Origin of the sequence: Neotabrizicola sp. VNH66, from assembly GCF_049445895.1 — a bacterium.
Classification (GTDB): Bacteria; Pseudomonadota; Alphaproteobacteria; order Rhodobacterales; family Rhodobacteraceae; genus Pseudogemmobacter.
The window spans coordinates 101,558-122,386 of sequence record NZ_JBMSDW010000008.1; the positions used below are offsets into that span (position 1 = coordinate 101,558).

A 20,829-nucleotide genomic window follows, 5' to 3' on the forward strand; every position below is an offset into this window, starting at 1 on the left:
CCCCGCAGCCCCCGTGATGGGATGAGACAGGACCGCCACCTTGCCCAAAGCCCCCCTTGCCGTCTAAATGCCGCCAAACCCGGGCCATCCTCGCCCGCGCATGGTTTCCGAAAGGTTAATGCCGCTCATGTCCGAACAACCCGCACAATCCGAACAGGTCGTCACCCGCTTCGCCCCCTCGCCCACCGGATATCTGCACATCGGTGGCGCCCGCACGGCACTGTTCAACTGGCTCTATGCCCGGGGCCGCGGCGGAAAGTTCCTGCTGCGGATCGAGGATACCGACCGCGAACGCTCCACCCCCGAGGCGACGGCGGCGATCCTGAAGGGGCTGACCTGGCTGGGGCTGGACTGGGATGGCGAGGTGGTCAGCCAGTTCGACCGCAAGGACCGCCATGCCGAGGTGGCGCATGAGATGCTGGCCCGTGGCACCGCCTACAAATGCTTTTCGACGCAGGCCGAGATCGAGGCCTTTCGGGAGGCGGAAAAGGCCCGCGGCGTCAGCTATCCGGTGTTCCTGTCGCCGTGGCGCGACGCCGACCCGGCCACCTACCCCGACGCGCCCTATGTGATCCGCATGAAGGCGCCGCGCAGCGGGGAAACCGTGATCCTCGATCAGGTGCAGGGCGATGTGACCATCCGGAACGAGACGCTGGACGACATGATCGTCCTGCGGTCGGACGGGACGCCCACCTATATGCTGGCTGTGGTGGTGGATGATCACGACATGGGCGTGACCCATGTGATCCGGGGCGACGATCACCTGAACAATGCCGCACGCCAGCAGATGGTCTATGATGCGATGGGATGGACGGTTCCGGTCTGGGCGCATATCCCGCTGATCCACGGGCCGGATGGCAAGAAGCTGTCGAAACGCCATGGTGCGACCGGGCTGGAAGAGTATCAGGCCATGGGCTACCCGGCCTCGGGCATGCGCAATTATCTGGCTCGTCTGGGCTGGGCGCATGGCGACATGGAGATCTTCACCAGCGCCGAGGCGATGGCGGTCTTCGACCTGAAAGGCATCGGACGGGCGCCGGCGCGACTGGATTTCAAGAAGCTGGAAAACACCTGCGGCCATCACATCGCGATGACCGACGATGCCGCGCTGCTGCAGGAACTGGAGGGCTTTCTGGAAGCCAGCGGCCGCCCTGCGTTGACAGATGCACAGCGGCCCCTGCTTCAGCGCGCAATGCCGGTGCTGAAGGACCGTGCGAAGACCTTCCCGGAACTGCTTGAAAAAGCGGAGTTCGCGCTAACATCCCGCCCGATCGTCCCCGAGGAGAAGGCGGCGGCGGCACTGGATTCGGTATCCCGTAGTATACTGAAAAGTTTGACGCCGCGGCTGCAAAATGCTAGCTGGACGAAGCCCGAACTGGAGACCATTCTGAACCAGATCGCGGCCGAGAACGGCATCGGATTCGGCAAGCTGGCGGCACCCCTCCGGGCGGCGCTTGCGGGCCGCAGCGTGACGCCCTCGGTCTTCGACATGATGCTGGTCATCGGTCGGGATGAAACGATCGCAAGGCTCTCGGAGGCCGCCGGCTGACGCCGCGTCCCCCCCCGGCCTTGCAACCCCTGCATGATGCGGGGGGTCATGGAAGCTATCGGCTGGCCGCCTCTGCCCGGCGGCCGCCTTCGCGACACGGGGGAAGTGTTAGAATGACTGACAGAAAAGCGACGCTGACGCTGGACGGCAAGGATTACGACCTGCCGGTCATGCAGCCCACCATCGGCCCGGACGTGCTGGATATCCGCAAGCTCTACGGGCAGGCCGATGTCTTCACCTTCGACCCCGGCTTCACCTCGACCGCCGCTTGCGAAAGCGCGATCACCTATATCGACGGCGATATCGGCGAGCTGCTGTATCGCGGCTATCCGATCGAACAGCTGGCCGAAAAGTCCAGCCATCTGGAAGTCTGCTATCTGCTGATGTACGGCGAACTGCCGACCGCGGCGCAGCTGGCCGATTTCACCGCGCGCGTGACCCGCCATACGATGGTGCACGAGCAGATGACCAACTTCTTCCGCGGCTTCCGCCGGGACGCCCATCCGATGGCGACCATGGTGGGCGTCGTGGGGGCGATGTCGGCCTTCTACCACGACTCGCTGGATATCAACGATCCGTGGCACCGCGAGGTTTCGGCGATCCGCATGATCGCCAAGCTTCCGACCATCGCCGCCATGGCCTATAAATATTCCGTGGGCCAGCCCTTCGTCTATCCGAAGAACGCGCTGAGCTATGCAGGCAACTTCCTGCATATGTGCTTCTCGGTCCCGGCCGAGGAATATGTGGTGTCGCCCGTGCTGGAAAAGGCGATGGACCGCATCATGATGCTGCATGCGGATCATGAGCAGAACGCCTCGACCTCGACCGTGCGTCTGGCCGGGTCCTCGGGCGCCAATCCCTTCGCCTGTATCGCGGCCGGCATCGCCTGTCTCTGGGGCCCGGCCCATGGCGGCGCCAATCAGGCCTGCCTTGAGATGCTGAAGGAAATCGGCACCGTTGACCGCATTCCGGAATATATCGCCAAGGCCAAGGACAAGAACTCGGGCTTCCGCCTGATGGGCTTCGGCCACCGGGTCTACAAGAACTTCGACCCGCGGGCGAAGGTCATGAAGGAATCGGCCGACGAGGTGCTGGAGCTTCTGGGCGTCCACAACAACCCGCTGTTGCAGGTGGCCAAGGAGCTGGAGCGGATCGCGCTGGAGGACGAATATTTCGTCTCGAAGAAGCTCTATCCGAACGTGGACTTCTATTCGGGCATCATTCTTGAGGCGATGGGCTTCCCCACCTCGATGTTCACCCCGATCTTCGCCATCTCGCGCACCATCGGCTGGATCAGCCAGTGGAAAGAGATGATCTCGGACCCGTCGGGCAAGATCGGTCGTCCGCGGCAGCTGTATATCGGGCCGCAGAAGCGCGACTACATCGACCTGCGCAGCCGCTGAGCCGGTCAGACAGGACGCAGAAGGGCGGTCTTCGGGCCGCCCTTTTTCTTTGCCCTTCTGCGGCCTGACCACCCGCCGCGCGGGGGCCAGCCCCCGCACCCCCGGGATATTTGCGCCAAGATGAAGGGCGAAGACCGTTGCAGAAGAAGGGCTTTGCGGGCACCAAGGGCCGGCCGCGGCAGTGGAACGGCGGACGGGGGAGATGTGGATGACGAGACCGGACCGCCTGATCCTGATCGACCTTGCCCGCACGCTGGCGCTGGCGGGGATGGTGGTGTTCCATTTCGTCTTTGATCTGGAGATTTTCGGCTGGGTGCCGCAGGACACCGCGATCACTGGCTGGTTCTGGTGGCATGCGCGGATCGTGGCCGGATCCTTCCTGTTCCTGGCCGGGCTGGGGCTGTGGTTGTCGCATGGCGCAGGCATCCGCTGGCCTGGCTTCTGGCGGCGGCAGGCGAAGATCGGGGCGGCGGCGGCGCTGGTGACCGTGGCCACCTATTTCGCCCTGCCGGGGCTGACGATCTTTTACGGCATCCTGCATTCGATCTTCGTCGCGTCGCTTCTGGGCCTTCTGTTCCTGCGGCTGCCCGCGGCGGCGGTGCTGGCGGTGGCAGCCTTTGTGTTCTGGCTGCCCTGGGTCTGGTCCGATCCGGCCTTTGACGGCTGGCTGATCTGGACCGGCCTGTCGGGGCGCATTCCGGCCACGGCCGATTTCGAGCCGCTGTTTCCCTGGTTCGCGCCGTTTCTGGCGGGGCTGGCCACCGGGAAGATCTTCAGTCATTTCGGCCTCTGGCCGAGGCTGGCCGTGACGGAGACCCCATTTCTGCGCCGTCTGAGCTGGCCCGGGCGGCATTCGCTGGCGGTCTATCTGATCCATCAGCCGGTTCTGATCGCCCTCGTCTTCGCGGCGACCTGGATCTACTGGCGGATCTGACCGTCCAGCGTGCCCAAGGCGCGATAAAGCTCCGGACGGCGGTCGCGGAACAGGCCCCAGCTCGCGCGCAGGGCGGCGATGGCATCGAGGTCAACCGTTGCCGTCAGCACCTCGGCCGTGTCGCGCCCGGCCTTGGCCAGCAGAGCGCCCATGTGATCGGCGATGAAGCTGGAGCCGTAGAAGGTGACCCCGGTTCCGCCCGGCGCGGTTTCCGTGCCGATGCGGTTCGAGGCGACCACCGGCAGAAGGTTGGCTGCCGCATGGCCGCGCATGACCGTTTCCCAATGCGGCTGGCTGTCATAGCCGGGCGCGGGCGGTTCCGAGCCGATGGCGGTGGGATAAAGCAGCACCTCGGCCCCCATCAGCGCCATGGCGCGGGCGGCTTCGGGGAACCACTGGTCCCAGCAGATCCCCGCGCCGATCCGGCCGAAGGCGGTCTCCCAGACGCGAAAGCCGGTATCGCCGGGGGAGAAATAGAACTTCTCCTCATAGCCCGGGCCTTGGGGGATATGGCTTTTACGGTAATATCCCAGCACCTTCCCATCGGCGTCGATCATGGCCAGCGTGTTGAAGAAGGCCTGCCCCGCGCGTTCGAAGAAGGAGCAAGGCAGGACAACGCCCAGTTCGCGCGCCAGATCGGCAAAGCGGGCGATCAGTGGGTGGCCTTCCGCGGGCGCGGCAAGAGCGAAATATTCCGGCCGCTCCTCGATACAGAAATAGGGCGCACCGAACAGCTCCTGTATCAGGATGACCTGCGCGCCCTGCCCCGCGGCGGCGCGGATGGCGCTTTCGGCGGCCTCAAGGTTCCGGGGAAGGTCCCAGCTGCAGGCGAATTGGGTGGCGGACAGGGTGACGGTGCGCATGATCTCGGGTCCCGCGGTTGACGGGCGCAGCCTAGCCGGGCGACGCGGCGGCGGAAAGCCTCAGCCCTGCGGCCAGCGGCGCCGGGCGGCGGGCGGCACGCTTTCGTGCAGCCGTTCGGACGGGTCGCGCCCGATCCGGCGGCGGCGGCGCAGCAGGAACAGCGCCCCCCAGCCCCGCCATGTGCCGACCGAGGGGGCCCCCGGATCGCAGGGAAACCGCCAGCGCCAGCCCGGCGGCAGGCTTAGCCCCGCAGCCTCGGCCCGGTCCAGCATCCAGACCAGCGGGATATTCGCCAGGGGCCGCGCGGCATCGAACCCGCCCAGCTGCCCACCCACATCACCATGGGCGCCGTAGAACCACACCTGTTCCACCCGCCCCTCCCCCGGGGTTCCGGTCCAGAGCACCGGTTCGAACACCTCGCGGGTCTCATTCAGGGCCAGCGCATGGAACCCGTGCCGGACCGAGGCGCCCAGTTGGGTGTTATGGAAGGCATGGCTCTTCTCGGTCAGCATCCACAACAGCGGCAGCCGCAGGCCAAGCGCCTTGACCGTGTCCCAGACGCCGATCATCTGCACCGGCACCGGGCCATGGCAATGCAGGCTGACGAAGGTGCGGGCCGCCGGGCTGTCGGGGTCCATCCGGTAGTGCCGCCACGCCAGCCGGACGTTGCGCTCCGTCGCATGGTCCTGCCGCAGCAGGCCGACCCGGTCGATCACCCCGGCCAGCGACCGCACCGCATAGGCGCCGCGGGAATAGCCGAACAGGAAGATCCGGTCGCCCTCGCGGTAATGGCTGGCCAGATGGCCATAGGCGCGGGCGATCTGCCCCTCGATCCCGCGGCCCTGCAGGATGTCGGGGACGCGGCGCCAGCCCTGCCACTGGATTCCCTCTTCGTAATAGAGCGTCCGACCGGGGCGCAGCCCGCCCTCGGCCAGCAGGCGGAAGGTCAGCCCGGCATGCGATTCCTCGCCCTGCCGCAGCGAGGACAGCGTGCCATCCAGAATGATGACATGATCCACCTGCCCGCGCGGTCGCCCCGGTGCAGGTGCGGCCGCGGGCGCCACCTCGACCTCGGGGCGGCGGCGGAACCAGTTCTGCAGGCGCGAGACGAAGGAGATGGCGGCAGTCCTTTCCGGCGCGGGCCGCTTCGGGGCAACCGCCTGAAAAGACTACGCCCCCGGCCGGGTTTGTCCAGCCGGGGGCGCGCTGTGCATCCGCAAAAAGCGGATCAGATTTTCAGGCTCAGGACGGTCGCCAGATGCAGTTCGCCAAAGCCGTTGAAGCGGCTGTTGGTGACGACCGAGTAGCTGCCCATGCCATGCCAGATCACGAAATCGCCCTCGGCAATGTCTTCGGGCAGCGGAATCTCACCCGGCAGACGGTCCACCGAATCGCAGGTGGGGCCAAAGACGATGCGCGGCTTCGCCTCGCCCTCGCGCTTGGTGCCATCGGCGGCCAGCACCTGAATACGGTCGATCACGCCGATCATCGGCAGTTCGACCATGGTGCCGTAAACGCCGTCGTTCAGGAACACATGAGTATCGTCGCGCACCGACTTGACCCGCGCGGCCAGCGTGAAGGCGTCGCCGCACAGCGCCCGGCCCGGCTCACAGACCAGCAGCGGGCGGTCCTCGCCAAAGGCTTCGGTCGCGGCGCGGCCGATCACGGCGAAGGTCTCCTCCAGCTGCGGGACGATCGCGCTCATCCGGTGGCTGGGGAAGCCGCCGCCGACATTCAGCCGGGCGATGGTGACGCCGGCGCGGCGGGCGATGACCGCCGCCTCGCGGATATAGGATTCCCAGGCATGCGGATCGGTGCATTGGGTGCCGGGGTGGAAGGTCAGCGAGGGGACGAAGCCCGCCGCCGCAACCTCGCGCAGCAGTTCCGTCGCGAGTTCGACCGTGGCGCCGAATTTGGCGCCGAAGTTATAGGCCGCGCCTGCGACCGGCAGCTTGAACCGGACCGAGATTTCGGTGCCCTCAGCAGGCACCAGTTCGATCAGCTTTGCCAGTTCCGACCGGGAATCAACGCTGTAGGAGGTCACACCCCGGTTGACCGCATGTTTGATCTCGGACCGCGACCGCACGGGGTTATTGTAGTGAATGGCCGCATCCGGGGCCAGACGGCGGATCAGGTCGATCTCGAAGGGCGAGGCGCAGTCATAGCCGCGCACCCCTGCCGCCGACAGGTTTTCCACCATTTCCTCGCCGGGATTCGACTTCACGGCATAGGTCACCATGCCGGGGAATCCGTCGATGAAGCGCCGCGCCGCGGCCTGCACGGCCGAGGGGCTGAAGAACAGCACCGGGGTTTCCGGCTGCTCGACACGGAGGAATTCGGTCGGGTTGGACCAGATCGTTTTGGAGAGTCCCATCGGCGTCATCCTTTATGCCAACGTAGACGCTTCACCCCTCTCCCCGGCGGCTTGGGGGAAGGTTCAGGCGCGGTTTCGGGAAACCAGGCCAGGTGCGTATGAGCCGCCCTTTTCCTGCAATTGAGGATGCTGCATATGTGTTACATCTTCACCGGACAAAACTATATATCTGTAGCGAAACATCGTTATAATGACGAAAAGATCGGACATATTGCATGGATGAACTGGATCGCAACATCGTGGGCCTGCTCAGTGCCGATGCGCGGATGTCCGTGGCCACCCTGTCGCGGCGGCTGAAGGTCGCGCGATCGACCATACAGGCCCGGCTGGAGCGGCTGGAAACCTCCGGCGTGATCATAGGCTATACGCTGAAACTGGGCGAAACCGCACGCGAGGGGCGGCTCCGCACCTCGGTCCTGCTCACGATTGAGCCCCGCGCGCAGGCGGCGATCCTGACCCGGCTGAAGTCCATTCATGAGGTGGAGCGCGTTTTCACCACCTCCGGCCGGTTCGACCTCTTGCTGCAGATCGCCTGCCCGAACACCCAGGTGCTGGATCAGGTGCTGGACCAGATCGGCGCGATGACCGGCGTGCGCAGCTCCGAAAGCCTGATCCACCTGTCCACAAAGATCGACCGCGCCGTCTGACGGGACGGTCAGATGCCTTCGGCGAGGATATTTGGACAAAGTGGAAAGCCCATTCCAGTTTGCCCAAATATCCCGGGGGGGTCAGCCGGAACGGCTGACGGGGGCAGCGCCCCCCTCCGCGATGTGCAGGGAGAACAGGTCCAGAAACGCCTGCCCCTCTTCGATCCCGCCGTCGAAGCGGATCAGCCCCGCCGCCGTCTGGTGCAGCGGCAGCGGGCCATAGACGGCCACGGCCACCGCATTCGTCCCGCCCTCGAACCGCAGGGGCGCCCCGGCGAGGCCCCGCTCCAGCCGATAGCTGCCCGGGCCGGTGACGACTGTGAACGCCTGCCCCTCCAGCACGAAATCTACCTCGTGCCGTCCGGCGCGGTGACGGGCGCACATGGCCCGCATCGACAGCATCAGCGCGGTCGGGCTCATGAACAGCGTCGGATCATGGCCCGGCTGGCCACCGCCCCAGCGGCAGAGCGCCTTCAGCACCGGCCACAGCCCCTCGCCCGCCGGGGTCAGCCCGTAGCCCGGCGCTTCCGCACGCACCAGCCCCGCCGAAGCCATCTCTTCCAGCCTCCGGGTCAGGATATTGGCGCTGATCCCGGGCAAGCCGGCGCGCAGCTCTGAAAACCGCCGCGGCCCCAGCAGCAGCTCGCGCACGACCAGAAGCGCCCAGCGGTCGCCGATCAGATCCAGCGCATGGGCGGCGATGCAGCCTTCGTCATAGCTGCGTCGGCGGGTTCCGGTCATGTCAGAAAAACGTGGCAAAGTTTTGGTTGCTTTTTCTAACTAACCTGACCAGCCTGACCGCACAAGTCACGGGTGGAGGGCGAAATGGCCTATATCGACGGCTTCCTGATTCCGGTCCGCAGCGAAGATCGCGAGAAATACCGTGAGCATGAGCTGAAATGGTGGCCCGCCTTCCGCGATCTGGGCGCGCTCACGCTGGTGGCGGGCTGGGGTGATGATGTGCCCCCGGGCAAGCACACCGATTTCCTGCGCGCCGTCGACCTGCAGGAGGGCGAGACCGTCGTCTTCTGTTGGATGACATGGCCGGACAAGGACACCCGCGATGCCGCCTATAAGAAGATGATGGAGCGGTCGGAGACCGACCCCGGCATGACGCCGGATGCCATGCCCTTCGACGGCAAGCGCATGGTTTATGGCGGTTTTACCCCCCTGATCATGGAAGGCTGAGCGATGCGCAAACACGGCAGACCCTATTGGTATGAGCTGATGACGGCCGATCCGGCGGCCTCGTCCGGGTTCTACGGTCCTGTTCTGGGCTGGACCTTCCGCGATGCCGGCATGGCCGAGATGCCCTATCTGCTGGCCTTCGCGGGCGAGGCGATGGTGGCCGGTCTCCCCACCCCGCCCGAGCCGATGCCGGATGCCTGGACACTTTATATCGAGGTCACGGATTGCGATGCCGCCGCGGCGCAGGTCACCGCTCTGGGCGGTCAGATCATCGCCGGGCCGGATGACATCCCGGAAACCGGGCGCTATGCCATCTGCACCGATCCGCAGGGCGCGGTCTTCGGACTGATGCAGCCGCTGCCGGGCGACACCAGCGCGGCCTTCGATCAGGCCAAGACAGGCCATGGCAACTGGCATGAGCTGCATTCCACCGATCCCGTCGCCGGGCTGGCCTTTTACGGTGCATTGTTCGGCTGGGAGAAAAGCACCGCGATGCCGATGGGCGAAATGGGGGATTACCAGCTGTTCCGCCATGGCGGCGCCGATATCGGCGGGATGATGCGGCTGATCGTTCCGGCCGACGTGCCGCCGCATTGGCTGCCCTATTTCGGTGTTGGCAGCGCAGGGGCGGCAAAAACCGCGATCGAGGCCGCGGGCGGCACGGTGATCCATGGCCCCGCCGAAGTGCCCGGCGGTGCCTTCATCGTCATGGCGCTGGACCCGCGCGGCGCGGGCTTTGCGGTGGTTGGCCCCGCCTGAGTGTCAAAGGTGGCGCCGCCCGCCCCGGGACGGCGCCGCGCAACTACGCAGAAACTTGCCCCTTCGGCCCGCAAAGGCTACATCCCGCGCAGCACACGGGAGACGCCAGATGCCGATGGAAAAGACCTTCAACGCCGCCGAGGCTGAGGCCCGCATTTCGAAAGCCTGGCTGGACGGCAAGGTCGGCCGCGCCGGGGCGAATGCCAAACCCGGCAAGCCCGCCTTTTCCATCATGATTCCGCCGCCCAATGTGACGGGCAGCCTGCATATGGGCCATGCCTTCAACAACACGCTGCAGGATGTGCTGACGCGCTGGCACCGGATGCAGGGGCATGACACGCTGTGGCAGCCCGGGACCGACCATGCCGGCATCGCCACCCAGATGGTGGTGGAGCGGGAGCTGGCCAAGACCAACCGCCGCCGCACCGATTTCTCGCGCCCCGAGTTTCTGGACCTCGTCTGGGAGCAGAAGAAGAAATCCCGCAGCCATATCATCGGCCAGCTGCAGCGCCTTGGCGCGACCTGCGACTGGGACCGCGAGGCGTTCACCATGTCCGGCGCCCCCGGCGCCCCCGCGGGCGAAGAGGGCAATTTCCACGATGCCGTGATCAAGGTCTTCGTGGACATGTACAACAAGGGCCTGATCTACCGCGGCAAGCGACTGGTGAACTGGGACCCGCATTTCGAAACCGCCATCTCGGACCTTGAGGTCGAGCAGACCGAGGTGGACGGCCATATGTGGCATTTCAAATATCCGCTGGCGGGCGGCGAGACCTATATGTTCCGCGTCAAGGACGAGGACGGCACTGTCGTCTTCGAACAGGAGCGCGACTATATCTCCATCGCCACCACCCGGCCCGAGACCATGCTGGGCGACGGGGCGGTGGCGGTGCATCCCTCGGATGAACGCTATGCCGCGCTGATCGGCAAGATGTGCGAAATCCCGGTGGGGCCGAAGGAACACCGCCGCCTGATCCCGATCATCGCCGACATGTATCCCGACCCGGATTTCGGATCCGGCGCGGTGAAGATCACCGGCGCGCATGACTTCAACGACTATGGCGTGGCGCAGCGCAACGGCCTGCCGCTTTACCGCCTGATGGACACCAGGGCGCGGATGCGCGACGACGGGCTGTCCTATGAGGAAAGCACCGCGCGGGCACAGGCGATCCTGGAAGGAGCCAGCTTCACCGAGGCCGAGGTCGATCTGATCAACCTCGTCCCGCCCGAACTGCGCGGTCTGGACCGCTACGAGGCGCGCAAGGCGGTGATCGCGCAGATCAATGCCGACAAGCTGGCCGCAACCGTGCTGGTCAAATCGGTCGATCCGGAGACGGGGGCCGAGCATCTGGAGCATGTGCCTTACGTCGAGGCGAAGAAGATCATGCAGCCCTTCGGCGACCGCTCGAAGGTGGTGATCGAGCCGATGCTGACGGACCAGTGGTTCGTGGACACCTCGCGCATCGTGGGCCCGGCGCTGGATGCCGTGCGCAACTCGGACACGGTGATCCTGCCCGAACGCGACACCAAGACCTATTTCCACTGGCTGGAGAATATCGAGCCCTGGTGCATCAGCCGCCAGCTGTGGTGGGGCCACCAGATCCCGGTGTGGTATGGTCTGGACATCTGGCCCGCGGGCTTCCGCGACGATCAGGGCGACAATGCGCTGGACGAGGTGGAGATCTTCCGGCTGCTGGCCGATGGCGGCTTCAACCATGCAGAGCCGGTCTATTTCTGCGACGCCACGCTGGACGGGGTGACGGAGAAGTTCCGCGATGCGCTGGCGCCGCTGCCGATGCCGCTGAACCATGCGCGCATCGTCGAAGTGGCCGACAAGGCCGAGGCGGTGGAAATGCTGGCCGCCGCGCTGGCCGAATACAACCTGACGCAGGACCCGACGAAGCTGGCCTATCCGGTCTGGCGCGATCCCGACGTGCTGGACACCTGGTTCTCGTCCGGTCTCTGGCCCATCGGCACGCTGGGCTGGCCGGAACAGACGCCGGAACTGGCGCGGTATTTCCCGACCTCGGTCCTCATCACCGGGTTCGACATCATCTTCTTCTGGGTCGCCCGGATGATGATGATGCAGCTGGCCGTGGTGGATCAGGTGCCGTTCCGCACCGTCTATGTCCATGCCCTTGTCCGTGACGAGAAGGGCAAGAAGATGTCCAAGTCGCTGGGCAATGTGCTGGACCCGCTGGACCTGATCGACGAATTCGGCGCCGATGCCGTGCGGTTCACCCTGTCGTCGATGGCCGCCATGGGCCGCGATCTGAAGCTGTCGAAAGACCGCATCGCCGGCTACCGCAACTTCGGCACGAAACTGTGGAACGCCTGCCGCTTTGCCGAGATAAACGGCGTCTGGGAGGGGCATGCCACGCAATCCGCCCCGCCCGCGGCCACCGCCACGGCGAACCGCTGGATCATCGGCGAGACGGCGAAGACGCTGGCCGAGGTGGACCTTGCGCTGGCCGAGTTCCGCTTCGACCAAGCGTCGGATGCCCTTTACAAGTTCGTCTGGGGCAAGGTCTGCGACTGGTATGTCGAATTTGCCAAACCGCTGTTCGACGGGCCGGATGCCGAAGAGACCCGCGCCGTGATGGCCTGGGTGCTGGATCAGTCGATGATCCTGCTGCATCCGTTCATGCCCTTCATCACCGAGGAGCTGTGGGCCACCACCGGCACCCGGGCAAAGCCGTTGGTCCATACAGACTGGCCGGAATATGGACCTGCCCTTCAGGATGCCGCCGCCGCGGCGGAGATGGGCTTTGTCACCGGGCTGATCGACGAAATCCGTTCCGCCCGGGCGCAGGTGCATGTGCCCGCAGGGCTGAAGATCGACCTTGTGGCCACCGACCTGTCGCCCGCCGCCCGCGCGGCCTGGGAGAAGAACGAGGCGCTGATCCGCCGCATGGCCCGGATCGAGGGCGTGTCGGAAGGCGCGGCGCCCAAGGGCTCGATCGCGGTCACGCTGGAGGGGGCTGCTTTCGCGATCCCGCTGGAAGGGCTGATCGACATTGCCGAGGAAAAGGCCCGGCTGCAGAAGGCGCTGGACAAGCTGCGCAAAGAGATTGGCGGGCTGAAGGGGCGGCTGGACAATCCGAAATTCGTGGCCTCGGCGCCCGAAGAGGTGGTGGACGAGGCCCGCGCCAATCTGGAAGCGCGCGAGGATGAGGCCGGAAAGGTCGAAACCGCCCTGAAGCGCCTGTCCGAACTGGCCTGATTTGCGGAGCAGCCGCCAAAGGCGGCTGCATTCCCGGTCCTCGCCTCTGGCCTGCGGCCAACCGGCTCAGAGCTTTTTGAGTATTTGGATCAAGAGGAAGAGGCTTGCCGGGTGCCTTCGGCGGGTTCATTCTGCAGGGGCAGGAGGTGACGCATGTCGTGGCTTTCCAGACTGGCGGAGCGGCGGATGCAAGCGGCCCGGGCCAAGGGCGAATTGCAGGGGCTGGCGGGCGAAGGCAAACCGCTGCCCGAGCGGCCGGGTGATGCGTTCATCTCGGCAGGCGATGCCGTGGGCTTTCGCATCATGGCCGAGGCGGGCGTGCTGCCCGAGGAGATCGTGTTGAAGAAGGCCGCGGCGGCGCAGCGCGAGGTGCTGGCCGGGCTGACCGATCCGGAAGAACGCCGCGCGGCGATGGCGGAACTGGCGCGGATCGAGATGCGGCAGGCGATTGCCGAGGAAAGCCGCCGCCGGTTCCTGAAGGGCTGAGGCCCAAGAGAAGCCTTTTCTCTTTTGTCCGTGCCCCCTTGCGGCCGGGCGGGTCCGCGGCCATTGTCCCGCCGCCATGACATCCTTCCTGACCCCGCTGGCAGCGGCCCTGCCCTCCTCCGTTCCCTTCACCGGCCCAGAGACGCTGGAGCGCCGGGAGGGCCGTCCCTTTCGTGCCCGGCTGGGGGCGAATGAATCGGGCTTCGGCCCCTCCCCCCAGGCGGTGGCCGCAATGCAGCGGGCCGCAGCAGAGGTCTGGATGTATGCCGATCCGGAAAACCACGATCTGAAGGTGGCGCTGGCGGCGCATCACCGGGTGACGCCTGCGCATCTGGTGGTGGGTCCGGGGATCGACAATCTCCTGAACCTGACCTGCCGGCTGACGCTGGCGCCGGGCGTGCCGGTCGTCACCAGTCTGGGCGCCTATCCGACCTTCAATTTCCATGTCGAAGGCTTTGGCGGCAGCCTGCACCGGGTGCCCTATCGCGGCGATCACGAGGACCCGGACGCGCTCTTGGACAAGGCGCGGACAACCCGCGCGCGGCTTTTGTATCTGGCCAATCCGGACAATCCGATGGGCAGCCACCATCCCGCGGTGGTGATCGAGGATCTGGTGGCCAATCTGCCGCCGGAGACGCTCCTCCTGCTGGATGAGGCCTATGCCGATCTGGCCCCCGAAGGCACGGTGCCGCAGATCGCCGCGGACCATCCGCAGGTGATCCGCTATCGCACCTTCTCCAAAGGGTACGGCATGGCGGGTGCGCGCGTCGGCTATGCGCTGGCCGCGCCGGAAATGGCCCAGGCCTTCAACAAGGTCCGTGATCATTTCGGCATGTGCCGGATTTCACAGGCGGGCGCACTGGCGGCTTTGCAGGATCAGCCCTATCTGCGCGGTGTGCAGACCGCGGTCGCAACGGCACGCGCCCGGGTGGGCCGGATCGCAGCGGCGAACGGGCTGCGGGCGCTGCCCTCGGCCACCAATTTCGTCTCGGTCGATTGCCGGCGCGATGGCGATTTCGCCCGGCGGGTGCTGGCGGAATGCCAGTCGCGCGGGCTGTTCATCCGCATGCCCGGCGTGGCGCCGCTTGACCGCTGCATCCGCATCAGCCTTGGCCCCGAGGCTGCGCTGGATGTGCTGGAGGAAATCCTGCCGCAGGCTTTGGCCGCGGCAGGCTGATCCCTGGCAGGCGCGTTATTCGGCCGCCAGCTCGGGCTTGGCAGGGCCGATGGCCGGGGCGGGACCGGCGGGCGCATGGGCCGCGCCCAACCGCAGCGGCGGCAGCGGGGCGGGTGCTTCGGCCACCGGATCAGGCAATGCAGGCGCCATCTGCGGCGGGCGGGCGGGCTCTGCCTCTTCTACCGGGCGGCGGAAGACCAGCATGTTCTGGAACGTGGTCTTCGTCCCGGTCAGGCCGACACGTTCGTCGCAGGGCAGCGCATCGGCGCGGACATAATCCCAGCCCTCGGCCCCCATCTGGTTCATCAGGCTGGTCAGCGCCAGCGCGAAACGATCTTCGGTCGTCTTGATGCCGCGGGCCTTTTCCCCCCGGCGCGGCGCCGGAACGACACGATATTCGTAACGCTGCATTCTTGCTGTCCTGCCCCTGTGGTTGCGCGAAGTATAATGAGCTTTGGCCGACAAGTCCAAACACAGAAACACTTTTCCGGGGTTTCTGGCACGGCCTTGCCGATTGGCCCGCATCTGGTGTTCGGCGGAGATCGGCCCGCAACGGGTGGTATCGCCGCAAGTGCACACCGGCCGCAATATCCCGGCAGCCGGCTCTCGTCTTTGTGTATCCGGCCTGTCTCTGCCGCTTCGACAGCCTGCGCTCGCGGTCGCCACCCTTTTGCCACAGTTGTGCCGCCAAATGCGCGAACCCCCTTCTGGTTGCACGGAGCGCCGTGATGGAACACGACAGGCTGAACCACCATCTTCAGGAGCTGATCTTCGCGGATTTCCTGCATGCGCTGGATCTGGTGAGAATCGGCACCGCCCCGGACGAGGCTTTCCGCTCGCATGAAGCGCGGGTCCGGCCGCTGCGCGACATGGCACGTCACCTTGAGACCGCCCCCGCAACGGCGCCAGACACGGCCCGGCTTGAAGATTTCGTGCTGGGCCGCAGCCGCATTCCGCGCAAGGCGCACAGGGTTCCGGAAGCGGTCGGCAAACTCAGCATCGCCTGACACAGGATTGACGCAGGAAAAGAAAAAGCCCCGGAATTTCCGGGGCTTTTTCGTTCAAGCTGGTGCGGATGAAAAGACTCGAACTTTCACTCCGGTTAAGGAACAGCGACCTCAACGCTGCGCGTCTACCAATTCCGCCACATCCGCATGCACCGGCTCGGGTGGCGCGTTCTTAGCCGCTGCGCACGGCGAAGAAAAGGGGGATTCTGCGCCGTCCTGCGGTCGAGAAAATCTCCCCTTCCCCTCAGTTCGCGGCGAAGAGGAAGAACGGCAGGCTGGCCGCCACGGCCACCGCTTCGGCCCCCGCGCGCATCACCTCGCCCGTCGGCGAGGGCACGGCAGGGGCGGTTTCCAAAGCGGCCGAAGCCTCGGTCGGCGCAGGCGCCGGTGCTGCAGGGACTGCCGCGACCGCCACCGGGGCCGGATCGGCCACCGGGGCAGCCGCCGCCGGGGCCGGAACCGGGACCACGGGCGCGGGCTCTGGCGCGGCGGCGACTGCGGTGGCAGGGGTTTCGGCCGGAACTTCGAAGACCGGCAGCGCCGCCTCCTGCACTGCGGGCTGCGGGGCCAGTTCCCAAGCCCGGCCTGCGATCGTGTAGGCGGCCTTCTTCACCAGCTCATTGCGGCCCGTCATACCGGGGGCGAAGACATCCGTCCCGCCCGACAAGGCGGGCAGCGCGATTTCGTACCATTCCACTGCCAGATCCTTGCGCGCCGTCGCGCCGAAGCCCTGGCTCAGGTGATGGCCCAGCAGCTCGGCATAACCGGTCTCGCCCATGGCGGCGAGGAGAAGGGCCGAGCCGATGGCCACATCCATCTGGTCCCGCTCATACCCCACACCCAGACAAACCTTGGCCGTGCCTGACAATTGCGCGGGCGACATGCCGGAATTCAGGATGAACCCCTCCACCCCGGCCAGCACCTCATCGGCGGGGCGCAGCGACAGGGCGGCGACCTGATCCTTCATCATCGGGCCAAAAGAGGCGCATTGCGCGGCGATCTGATCGGGGGTGAAGCCTGCGACCTTGGCCGTCAGCTCATGCCCGGTGGCAATGGAGGCGGCCCGGGTCAGGCAGAACTGCTCGGCCAGAGCGGCATTCGCATCGGTCATGGTCGCGGCGGTGACATAGCCACCCTTTGCACTCGCGGCCAGCGTCACCGCGTTGCATTCGGCCGAAAGCGTGCCCTTGGCGCCGTTCGCCCCCATGAAGGACGGCAGCGCCGGTTCGGCCGCGGCGGTTGCCACCGGAGCTTCGGCCGGTGCCGGGACGGGCACCGCCACGACTTCGGGCGCAGGGGTGATCGGGGCCGCCGGGGCCGGGGTGGCAGGTTCGGGCAGGAGGACCGGGATCGCAGCAGCGGCAGCAGCAGCCACGCTGCCGGGGGCGGCGGCGGCCGGGGCACCTGCGGCAAGACCGGCGCCGCTGGCGGCGCGCATCTCATCGCGCTGCGCCAGCAGGATGCCGCGGGTGCCATGCATGCTGGAGGCAACGATGTTCTGGATCACCGCGCCGCCCGCCATCCCGCGGGCATGGGCGGTGACAAGGATCGACCGCTGGTCGGCGGTCAGGTCTCCGGTGATCCCCTCTCCCAGAAAGGCCTGATAATCACGGATCGCCGACTTCGACTTGTTGCCGAGCACACCGTCCGCGGTGCCGACATTCCAGCCGAAGTAATTCAGCGCGGACTGCACCTCGATATTCGCGGCCTTCTGTTCGGCGGTCAGGCCCGAAGATTTCGATTTGGTCGATTTCGACTTGGCCTTGGCCGGGGCCTTCTTCTTCGACCCTTCGTTGATCGCCGCGCCGACGATGCCGCCGATGATCAGCCCCGCGACCACATCGCCGGTATCGGCATGGGCGGGGGCCACGATCACCGGAACCGGCGCGAAGGACAGCGAAGCCACAAGGACGGTGGTGGCGGCCGAGGTTGCAAATGCCTTGGACTTCATTACATCGCTCCACGAAGACAGATTGGAAATTCGCGCGATCCTAGCATGGCTTCCCTCTCAGGAAAGCCGGGAATCCCCGAAGCGGGCCGCGCCTCAGGAACAGGACGTGCAATCCTTGGTCGAATGGAGCCATCTTCCCGGTCTTTCGCCCTATGCCGAGACCCTTGCCGCCATGGAAGCGCGGGCTGATTCGATGGCCCGCGGCGAAACGGATGAGGCGATCTGGCTGCTGGAGCACCCTCCGCTCTATACCGCGGGCACCTCGGCCCGGGCCGAGGATCTGGTGGCGCCGGACCGTTTTCCGGTCTTTCCGGTCGGGCGCGGCGGACAATATACCTATCACGGCCCCGGTCAGCGGGTGATCTACACGATGCTGGACGTGAAAGCCCGCGGCGGTGACGTGCGCTGCTTCGTCCGCGCGCTGGAGAAATGGGTGATCGCCGCGCTGGCGGAATTCAACGTGAAGGGCGAAATCCGGCCCGGCCGCGTGGGCGTCTGGGTCGTGCGCCCCGACCGGCCACCCAATGCCGACGGCACCCCGGCCGAAGACAAGATCGCCGCCATCGGCATCAAGATCCGCCGCTGGATCAGCTTTCACGGCATCTCGATCAATGTGGAACCGGACCTCACGCATTTTTCCGGCATCGTGCCCTGCGGCATCCGCGACCATGGCGTGACCAGCCTTGTCGATCTGGGCCTGCCCGTCACCATGGCCGATCTGGATGCCGCTTTGATGCGGACCTTCGAACCCAGCTTTGCCGAAGGCCCCGCCTGCCGCCGCTGAAGGCCCCGGACGCCGCGCCGCAGCGGCCTAATGCCAAAGTGCTATTGCATAGCAAGGGCTGCCGCACCCATGTTTGGCCGCGTGGGGCGCGATTCTGCGGCGCCCGCTTGATGAGGACGCCATGACCAAGCTCTCGCTTCTGTCGGCCGCCGCACTCCTGCTGGCCGGACCCGCCTTCGCCGCCGATCCCGCGACGGGCGAAGACCTGTTCAAGAAGTGCAAGGCCTGCCACTCGATCGTTGCCCCGGACGGAACCGAGATCCAGAAGGGTGGCCGCACCGGACCCAATCTTTACGGCATCATGGGGCGGGCCGTCGCCTCGGACCCGGATTACACCTATGGCCCGTCGATCCTTGCGGTCGGGGCTGCGGGCAAGACCTGGGATGCCTCGGCCCTGTCGGCCTATCTGGCCGATCCCGCCGGCTGGCTGAAGACCGAGACGGGCGATTCCGCCGCGCGGTCGAAGATGTCGTTCAAGCTCGGCTCGGGCGGCGAGGATCTGGCGGCCTATCTGGCCTCGGTCGTGCAGTGACCCGCATCTTCTGATCCGTGCCCGGCGCGGAAGACCACCTTTCCCCGCCCGGCTTGGCCGCGGCGGGGTTTGTCATGCGCCTGTTCTCCGGACGGCAATGCAGCCGCAGCGTGACACTGCCACCCCTGCGTCAATTGGAGTTGATCTGGATCAAACTCGCGTGTTGCGGCGCCGGGGACGCAGGGCTAAACAGGGCGCAGCGAGGAATGAGCCTGCCGGCATCCACGGCAGGCCGAGCGAATTTAGCGGGAGACGCCCATGGCAGACGCAGCCATCCACGGGCATGAACACGACAGCCGGGGCTTCTTCACCCGCTGGTTCATGTCCACCAACCACAAGGACATCGGGATCCTTTACCTGTTCACCGCAGGGATTGTCGGCCTGATCTCGGTCATCTTCACCGTCTACATGCGGATGGAGCTGATGCACCCGGGCGTCCAGTACATGTGCATGGAGGGCATGCGGCTGACCGCGGCGGCCACTTCGGAATGCACGCCCGACGGGCACCTCTGGAACGTCACGGTCACCGCCCACGGCATCCTGATGATGTTCTTCGTGGTGATTCCCGCGCTGTTCGGCGGTTTCGGCAACTATTTCATGCCGCTGCAGATCGGCGCGCCGGACATGGCCTTCCCGCGCATGAACAACCTCAGCTACTGGCTTTATGTCGCGGGCACCTCGCTGGCCATCGCCTCGGTCTTCGCACCGGGCGGCGACAGCCAGCCGGGTTCGGGCGTGGGCTGGGTGCTTTACCCGCCGCTGTCGAAGATCGAGGGCGGCTATTCGATGGACCTCGCCATCTTCGCCGTCCACCTCTCGGGCGCCTCGTCGATCCTGGGCGCCATCAACATCATCACCACCTTCCTGAACATGCGCACCCCCGGCATGACCATGCACAAGGTCCCGCTGTTCGCATGGTCGGTCTTCGTCACCGCCTGGCTGATCCTGCTGTCGCTGCCCGTTCTGGCCGGCGCCATCACCATGCTGCTGACGGACCGCAACTGGGGCACCACCTTCTTTGACCCCTCGGGCGGCGGCGACCCGATCCTCTACCAGCACATCCTGTGGTTCTTCGGCCACCCGGAAGTCTATATCATCGTGCTGCCGGCCTTCGGCATCATCAGCCAGGTCATCGCCACCTTCTCGAAGAAGCCGGTCTTCGGCTATCTGCCGATGGTCTATGCGATGGTCGGCATCGGTGTTCTGGGCTTCGTCGTCTGGGCGCACCACATGTACACCGTCGGCATGTCGCTGACCCAGCAAAGCTACTTCATGATGGCCACCATGGTCATCGCGGTGCCCACCGGCATCAAGGTGTTCAGCTGGATCGCCACGATGTGGGGCGGCTCGGTCGAGTTCAAGACGCCGATGCTCTTCGCCTTCGGCTTCCTGTTCCTGTTCACCGTCGGCGGCGTGACCGGCGTGGTGCTGTCGCAGGCTCCGATCGACCGCGTCTATCACGACACCTATTACGTCGTGGCCCACTTCCACTATGTGATGTCGCTGGGCGCCGTCTTCGGGATCTTCGCCGGGATTTACTTCTGGATCGGCAAGATGTCGGGCCGCCAATATCCGGAATGGGCGGGCAAGATCCACTTCTGGGCCATGTTCATCGGCGCGAACCTGACCTTCTTCCCGCAGCACTTCCTGGGCCGCAACGGCATGCCGCGTCGTTACATCGACTACCCCGAGGCCTTTGCCTACTGGAACTGGTTCTCGTCGATGGGTGCGTTCCTGTCCTTCGCCTCGTTCGTGTTCTTCATCGGCATCGTGTTCTACACGCTCTTCGCCGGCAAGCGCGTGACCGAGAACAATTACTGGAACGAATACGCCGACACGCTGGAATGGACCCTGCCCTCGCCACCGCCCGAACACACGTTCGAGCAGCTGCCGAAGCGCGAAGACTGGGACAAGCACCACGCCCACTGAATGCCGAAAGGCCCCGGGAAAA

19 protein-coding genes and 1 tRNA gene are annotated in these 20,829 nt (G+C 65.9%); 13 read left to right on the plus strand and 7 right to left on the minus strand.

Annotation, left to right across the window (positions count from 1 at the left end; genetic code table 11):
- The first annotated feature begins 127 nt into the window (after window positions 1–127).
- The 3 genes from gltX to ACO2Q5_RS13230 all read left to right on the plus strand — a co-directional run bounded on the left by gltX (window position 128) and on the right by ACO2Q5_RS13230 (window position 3,886).
- Entirely contained in the window at window positions 128–1,549 is a 1,422-nt protein-coding gene (gene gltX, locus ACO2Q5_RS13220) for a glutamate--tRNA ligase (protein ID WP_423291756.1), read from the plus strand.
- A gap of 113 nt (window positions 1,550–1,662) precedes the next feature.
- A complete protein-coding gene (locus tag ACO2Q5_RS13225) occupies window positions 1,663–2,952 on the plus strand; it encodes a citrate synthase (protein WP_423291758.1) in 1,290 nt (429 codons plus the stop codon).
- 208 nt (window positions 2,953–3,160) lie between these two features.
- The gene (locus tag ACO2Q5_RS13230) at window positions 3,161–3,886 is read left to right on the plus strand and encodes a DUF1624 domain-containing protein (RefSeq protein ID WP_423291760.1); all 726 of its coding nucleotides are present in this window, start codon (window positions 3,161–3,163) and stop codon (window positions 3,884–3,886) included.
- Here the strand turns inward: ACO2Q5_RS13230 and aguB are convergent.
- The 3 genes from aguB to ACO2Q5_RS13245 form a co-directional block, all read right to left on the minus strand.
- On the minus strand, window positions 3,871–4,752 hold the full coding sequence (aguB, locus tag ACO2Q5_RS13235; RefSeq protein ID WP_423292007.1) for an N-carbamoylputrescine amidase: 882 nt from the start codon (window positions 4,750–4,752) through the stop codon (window positions 3,871–3,873). The two genes, ACO2Q5_RS13230 and aguB, sit on opposite strands and share 16 nt — an antisense overlap.
- Window positions 4,753–4,809: 57 nt before the next feature.
- Entirely contained in the window at window positions 4,810–5,868 is a 1,059-nt protein-coding gene (locus ACO2Q5_RS13240) for a DUF2235 domain-containing protein (protein WP_423292009.1), read from the minus strand.
- Window positions 5,869–5,978: 110 nt separating this feature from the next.
- Window positions 5,979–7,124: a type III PLP-dependent enzyme gene (locus tag ACO2Q5_RS13245; RefSeq protein ID WP_423291762.1), complete on the minus strand. Its 1,146-nt coding sequence runs from the start codon at window positions 7,122–7,124 to the stop codon at window positions 5,979–5,981.
- Window positions 7,125–7,339: 215 nt separating this feature from the next.
- On the opposite strand from ACO2Q5_RS13245, the gene ACO2Q5_RS13250 reads away from it, so the two are divergent.
- On the plus strand, window positions 7,340–7,771 hold the full coding sequence (locus ACO2Q5_RS13250; protein WP_423291764.1) for an Lrp/AsnC family transcriptional regulator: 432 nt from the start codon (window positions 7,340–7,342) through the stop codon (window positions 7,769–7,771).
- Window positions 7,772–7,852: 81 nt separating this feature from the next.
- Here the strand turns inward: ACO2Q5_RS13250 and ACO2Q5_RS13255 are convergent, their stop codons facing one another.
- Entirely contained in the window at window positions 7,853–8,512 is a 660-nt protein-coding gene (locus tag ACO2Q5_RS13255) for a winged helix-turn-helix transcriptional regulator (RefSeq protein ID WP_423291766.1), read from the minus strand.
- Between the two features lie 84 nt (window positions 8,513–8,596).
- On the opposite strand from ACO2Q5_RS13255, the gene ACO2Q5_RS13260 reads away from it, so the two are divergent.
- From ACO2Q5_RS13260 to ACO2Q5_RS13280, 5 genes are all read left to right on the plus strand, one after another.
- Window positions 8,597–8,959 carry a DUF1428 domain-containing protein gene (locus ACO2Q5_RS13260; RefSeq protein WP_423291768.1) on the plus strand — a complete coding sequence of 121 codons (363 nt, stop codon included), beginning with the start codon at window positions 8,597–8,599 and terminating at the stop codon, window positions 8,957–8,959.
- A 3-nt stretch (window positions 8,960–8,962) separates the two neighbouring features.
- Window positions 8,963–9,718: a VOC family protein gene (locus ACO2Q5_RS13265; RefSeq protein WP_423291770.1), complete on the plus strand. Its 756-nt coding sequence runs from the start codon at window positions 8,963–8,965 to the stop codon at window positions 9,716–9,718.
- Window positions 9,719–9,827: 109 nt separating this feature from the next.
- Window positions 9,828–12,941, plus strand: a complete 3,114-nt coding sequence (locus ACO2Q5_RS13270; RefSeq protein ID WP_423291772.1) for a valine--tRNA ligase — start codon at window positions 9,828–9,830, stop codon at window positions 12,939–12,941.
- A gap of 153 nt (window positions 12,942–13,094) precedes the next feature.
- Window positions 13,095–13,427, plus strand: a complete 333-nt coding sequence (locus ACO2Q5_RS13275) for a DUF1992 domain-containing protein (RefSeq protein ID WP_423291774.1) — start codon at window positions 13,095–13,097, stop codon at window positions 13,425–13,427.
- A gap of 76 nt (window positions 13,428–13,503) precedes the next feature.
- Entirely contained in the window at window positions 13,504–14,604 is a 1,101-nt protein-coding gene (locus tag ACO2Q5_RS13280; protein WP_423291776.1) for a pyridoxal phosphate-dependent aminotransferase, read from the plus strand.
- Between the two features lie 15 nt (window positions 14,605–14,619).
- Here the strand turns inward: ACO2Q5_RS13280 and ACO2Q5_RS13285 are convergent, their stop codons facing one another.
- The gene (locus ACO2Q5_RS13285; RefSeq protein WP_423291778.1) at window positions 14,620–15,015 is read right to left on the minus strand and encodes a DUF4177 domain-containing protein; all 396 of its coding nucleotides are present in this window, start codon (window positions 15,013–15,015) and stop codon (window positions 14,620–14,622) included.
- Window positions 15,016–15,332: 317 nt separating this feature from the next.
- Between ACO2Q5_RS13285 and ACO2Q5_RS13290 the strand changes: the two genes are divergently transcribed.
- On the plus strand, window positions 15,333–15,611 hold the full coding sequence (locus ACO2Q5_RS13290; protein ID WP_423291780.1) for a hypothetical protein: 279 nt from the start codon (window positions 15,333–15,335) through the stop codon (window positions 15,609–15,611).
- Between the two features lie 60 nt (window positions 15,612–15,671).
- Here ACO2Q5_RS13290 and ACO2Q5_RS13295 read toward each other — a convergent pair.
- A tRNA-Leu gene (locus tag ACO2Q5_RS13295) sits at window positions 15,672–15,758 on the minus strand.
- A gap of 97 nt (window positions 15,759–15,855) precedes the next feature.
- On the minus strand, window positions 15,856–17,562 hold the full coding sequence (locus tag ACO2Q5_RS13300; protein WP_423291782.1) for a peptidoglycan-binding domain-containing protein: 1,707 nt from the start codon (window positions 17,560–17,562) through the stop codon (window positions 15,856–15,858).
- A 106-nt stretch (window positions 17,563–17,668) separates the two neighbouring features.
- On the opposite strand from ACO2Q5_RS13300, the gene lipB reads away from it, so the two are divergent.
- The 3 genes from lipB to ctaD all read left to right on the plus strand — a co-directional run bounded on the left by lipB (window position 17,669) and on the right by ctaD (window position 20,807).
- Complete coding sequence (gene lipB / locus ACO2Q5_RS13305) at window positions 17,669–18,346, plus strand: lipoyl(octanoyl) transferase LipB (RefSeq protein WP_423291784.1); 678 nt, start codon at window positions 17,669–17,671, stop codon at window positions 18,344–18,346.
- Between the two features lie 121 nt (window positions 18,347–18,467).
- Window positions 18,468–18,878 carry a c-type cytochrome gene (locus tag ACO2Q5_RS13310; RefSeq protein ID WP_423291786.1) on the plus strand — a complete coding sequence of 137 codons (411 nt, stop codon included), beginning with the start codon at window positions 18,468–18,470 and terminating at the stop codon, window positions 18,876–18,878.
- Window positions 18,879–19,136: 258 nt separating this feature from the next.
- Window positions 19,137–20,807 carry a cytochrome c oxidase subunit I gene (gene ctaD / locus ACO2Q5_RS13315; protein WP_423291788.1) on the plus strand — a complete coding sequence of 557 codons (1,671 nt, stop codon included), beginning with the start codon at window positions 19,137–19,139 and terminating at the stop codon, window positions 20,805–20,807.
- Window positions 20,808–20,829: the final 22 nt, after the last annotated feature.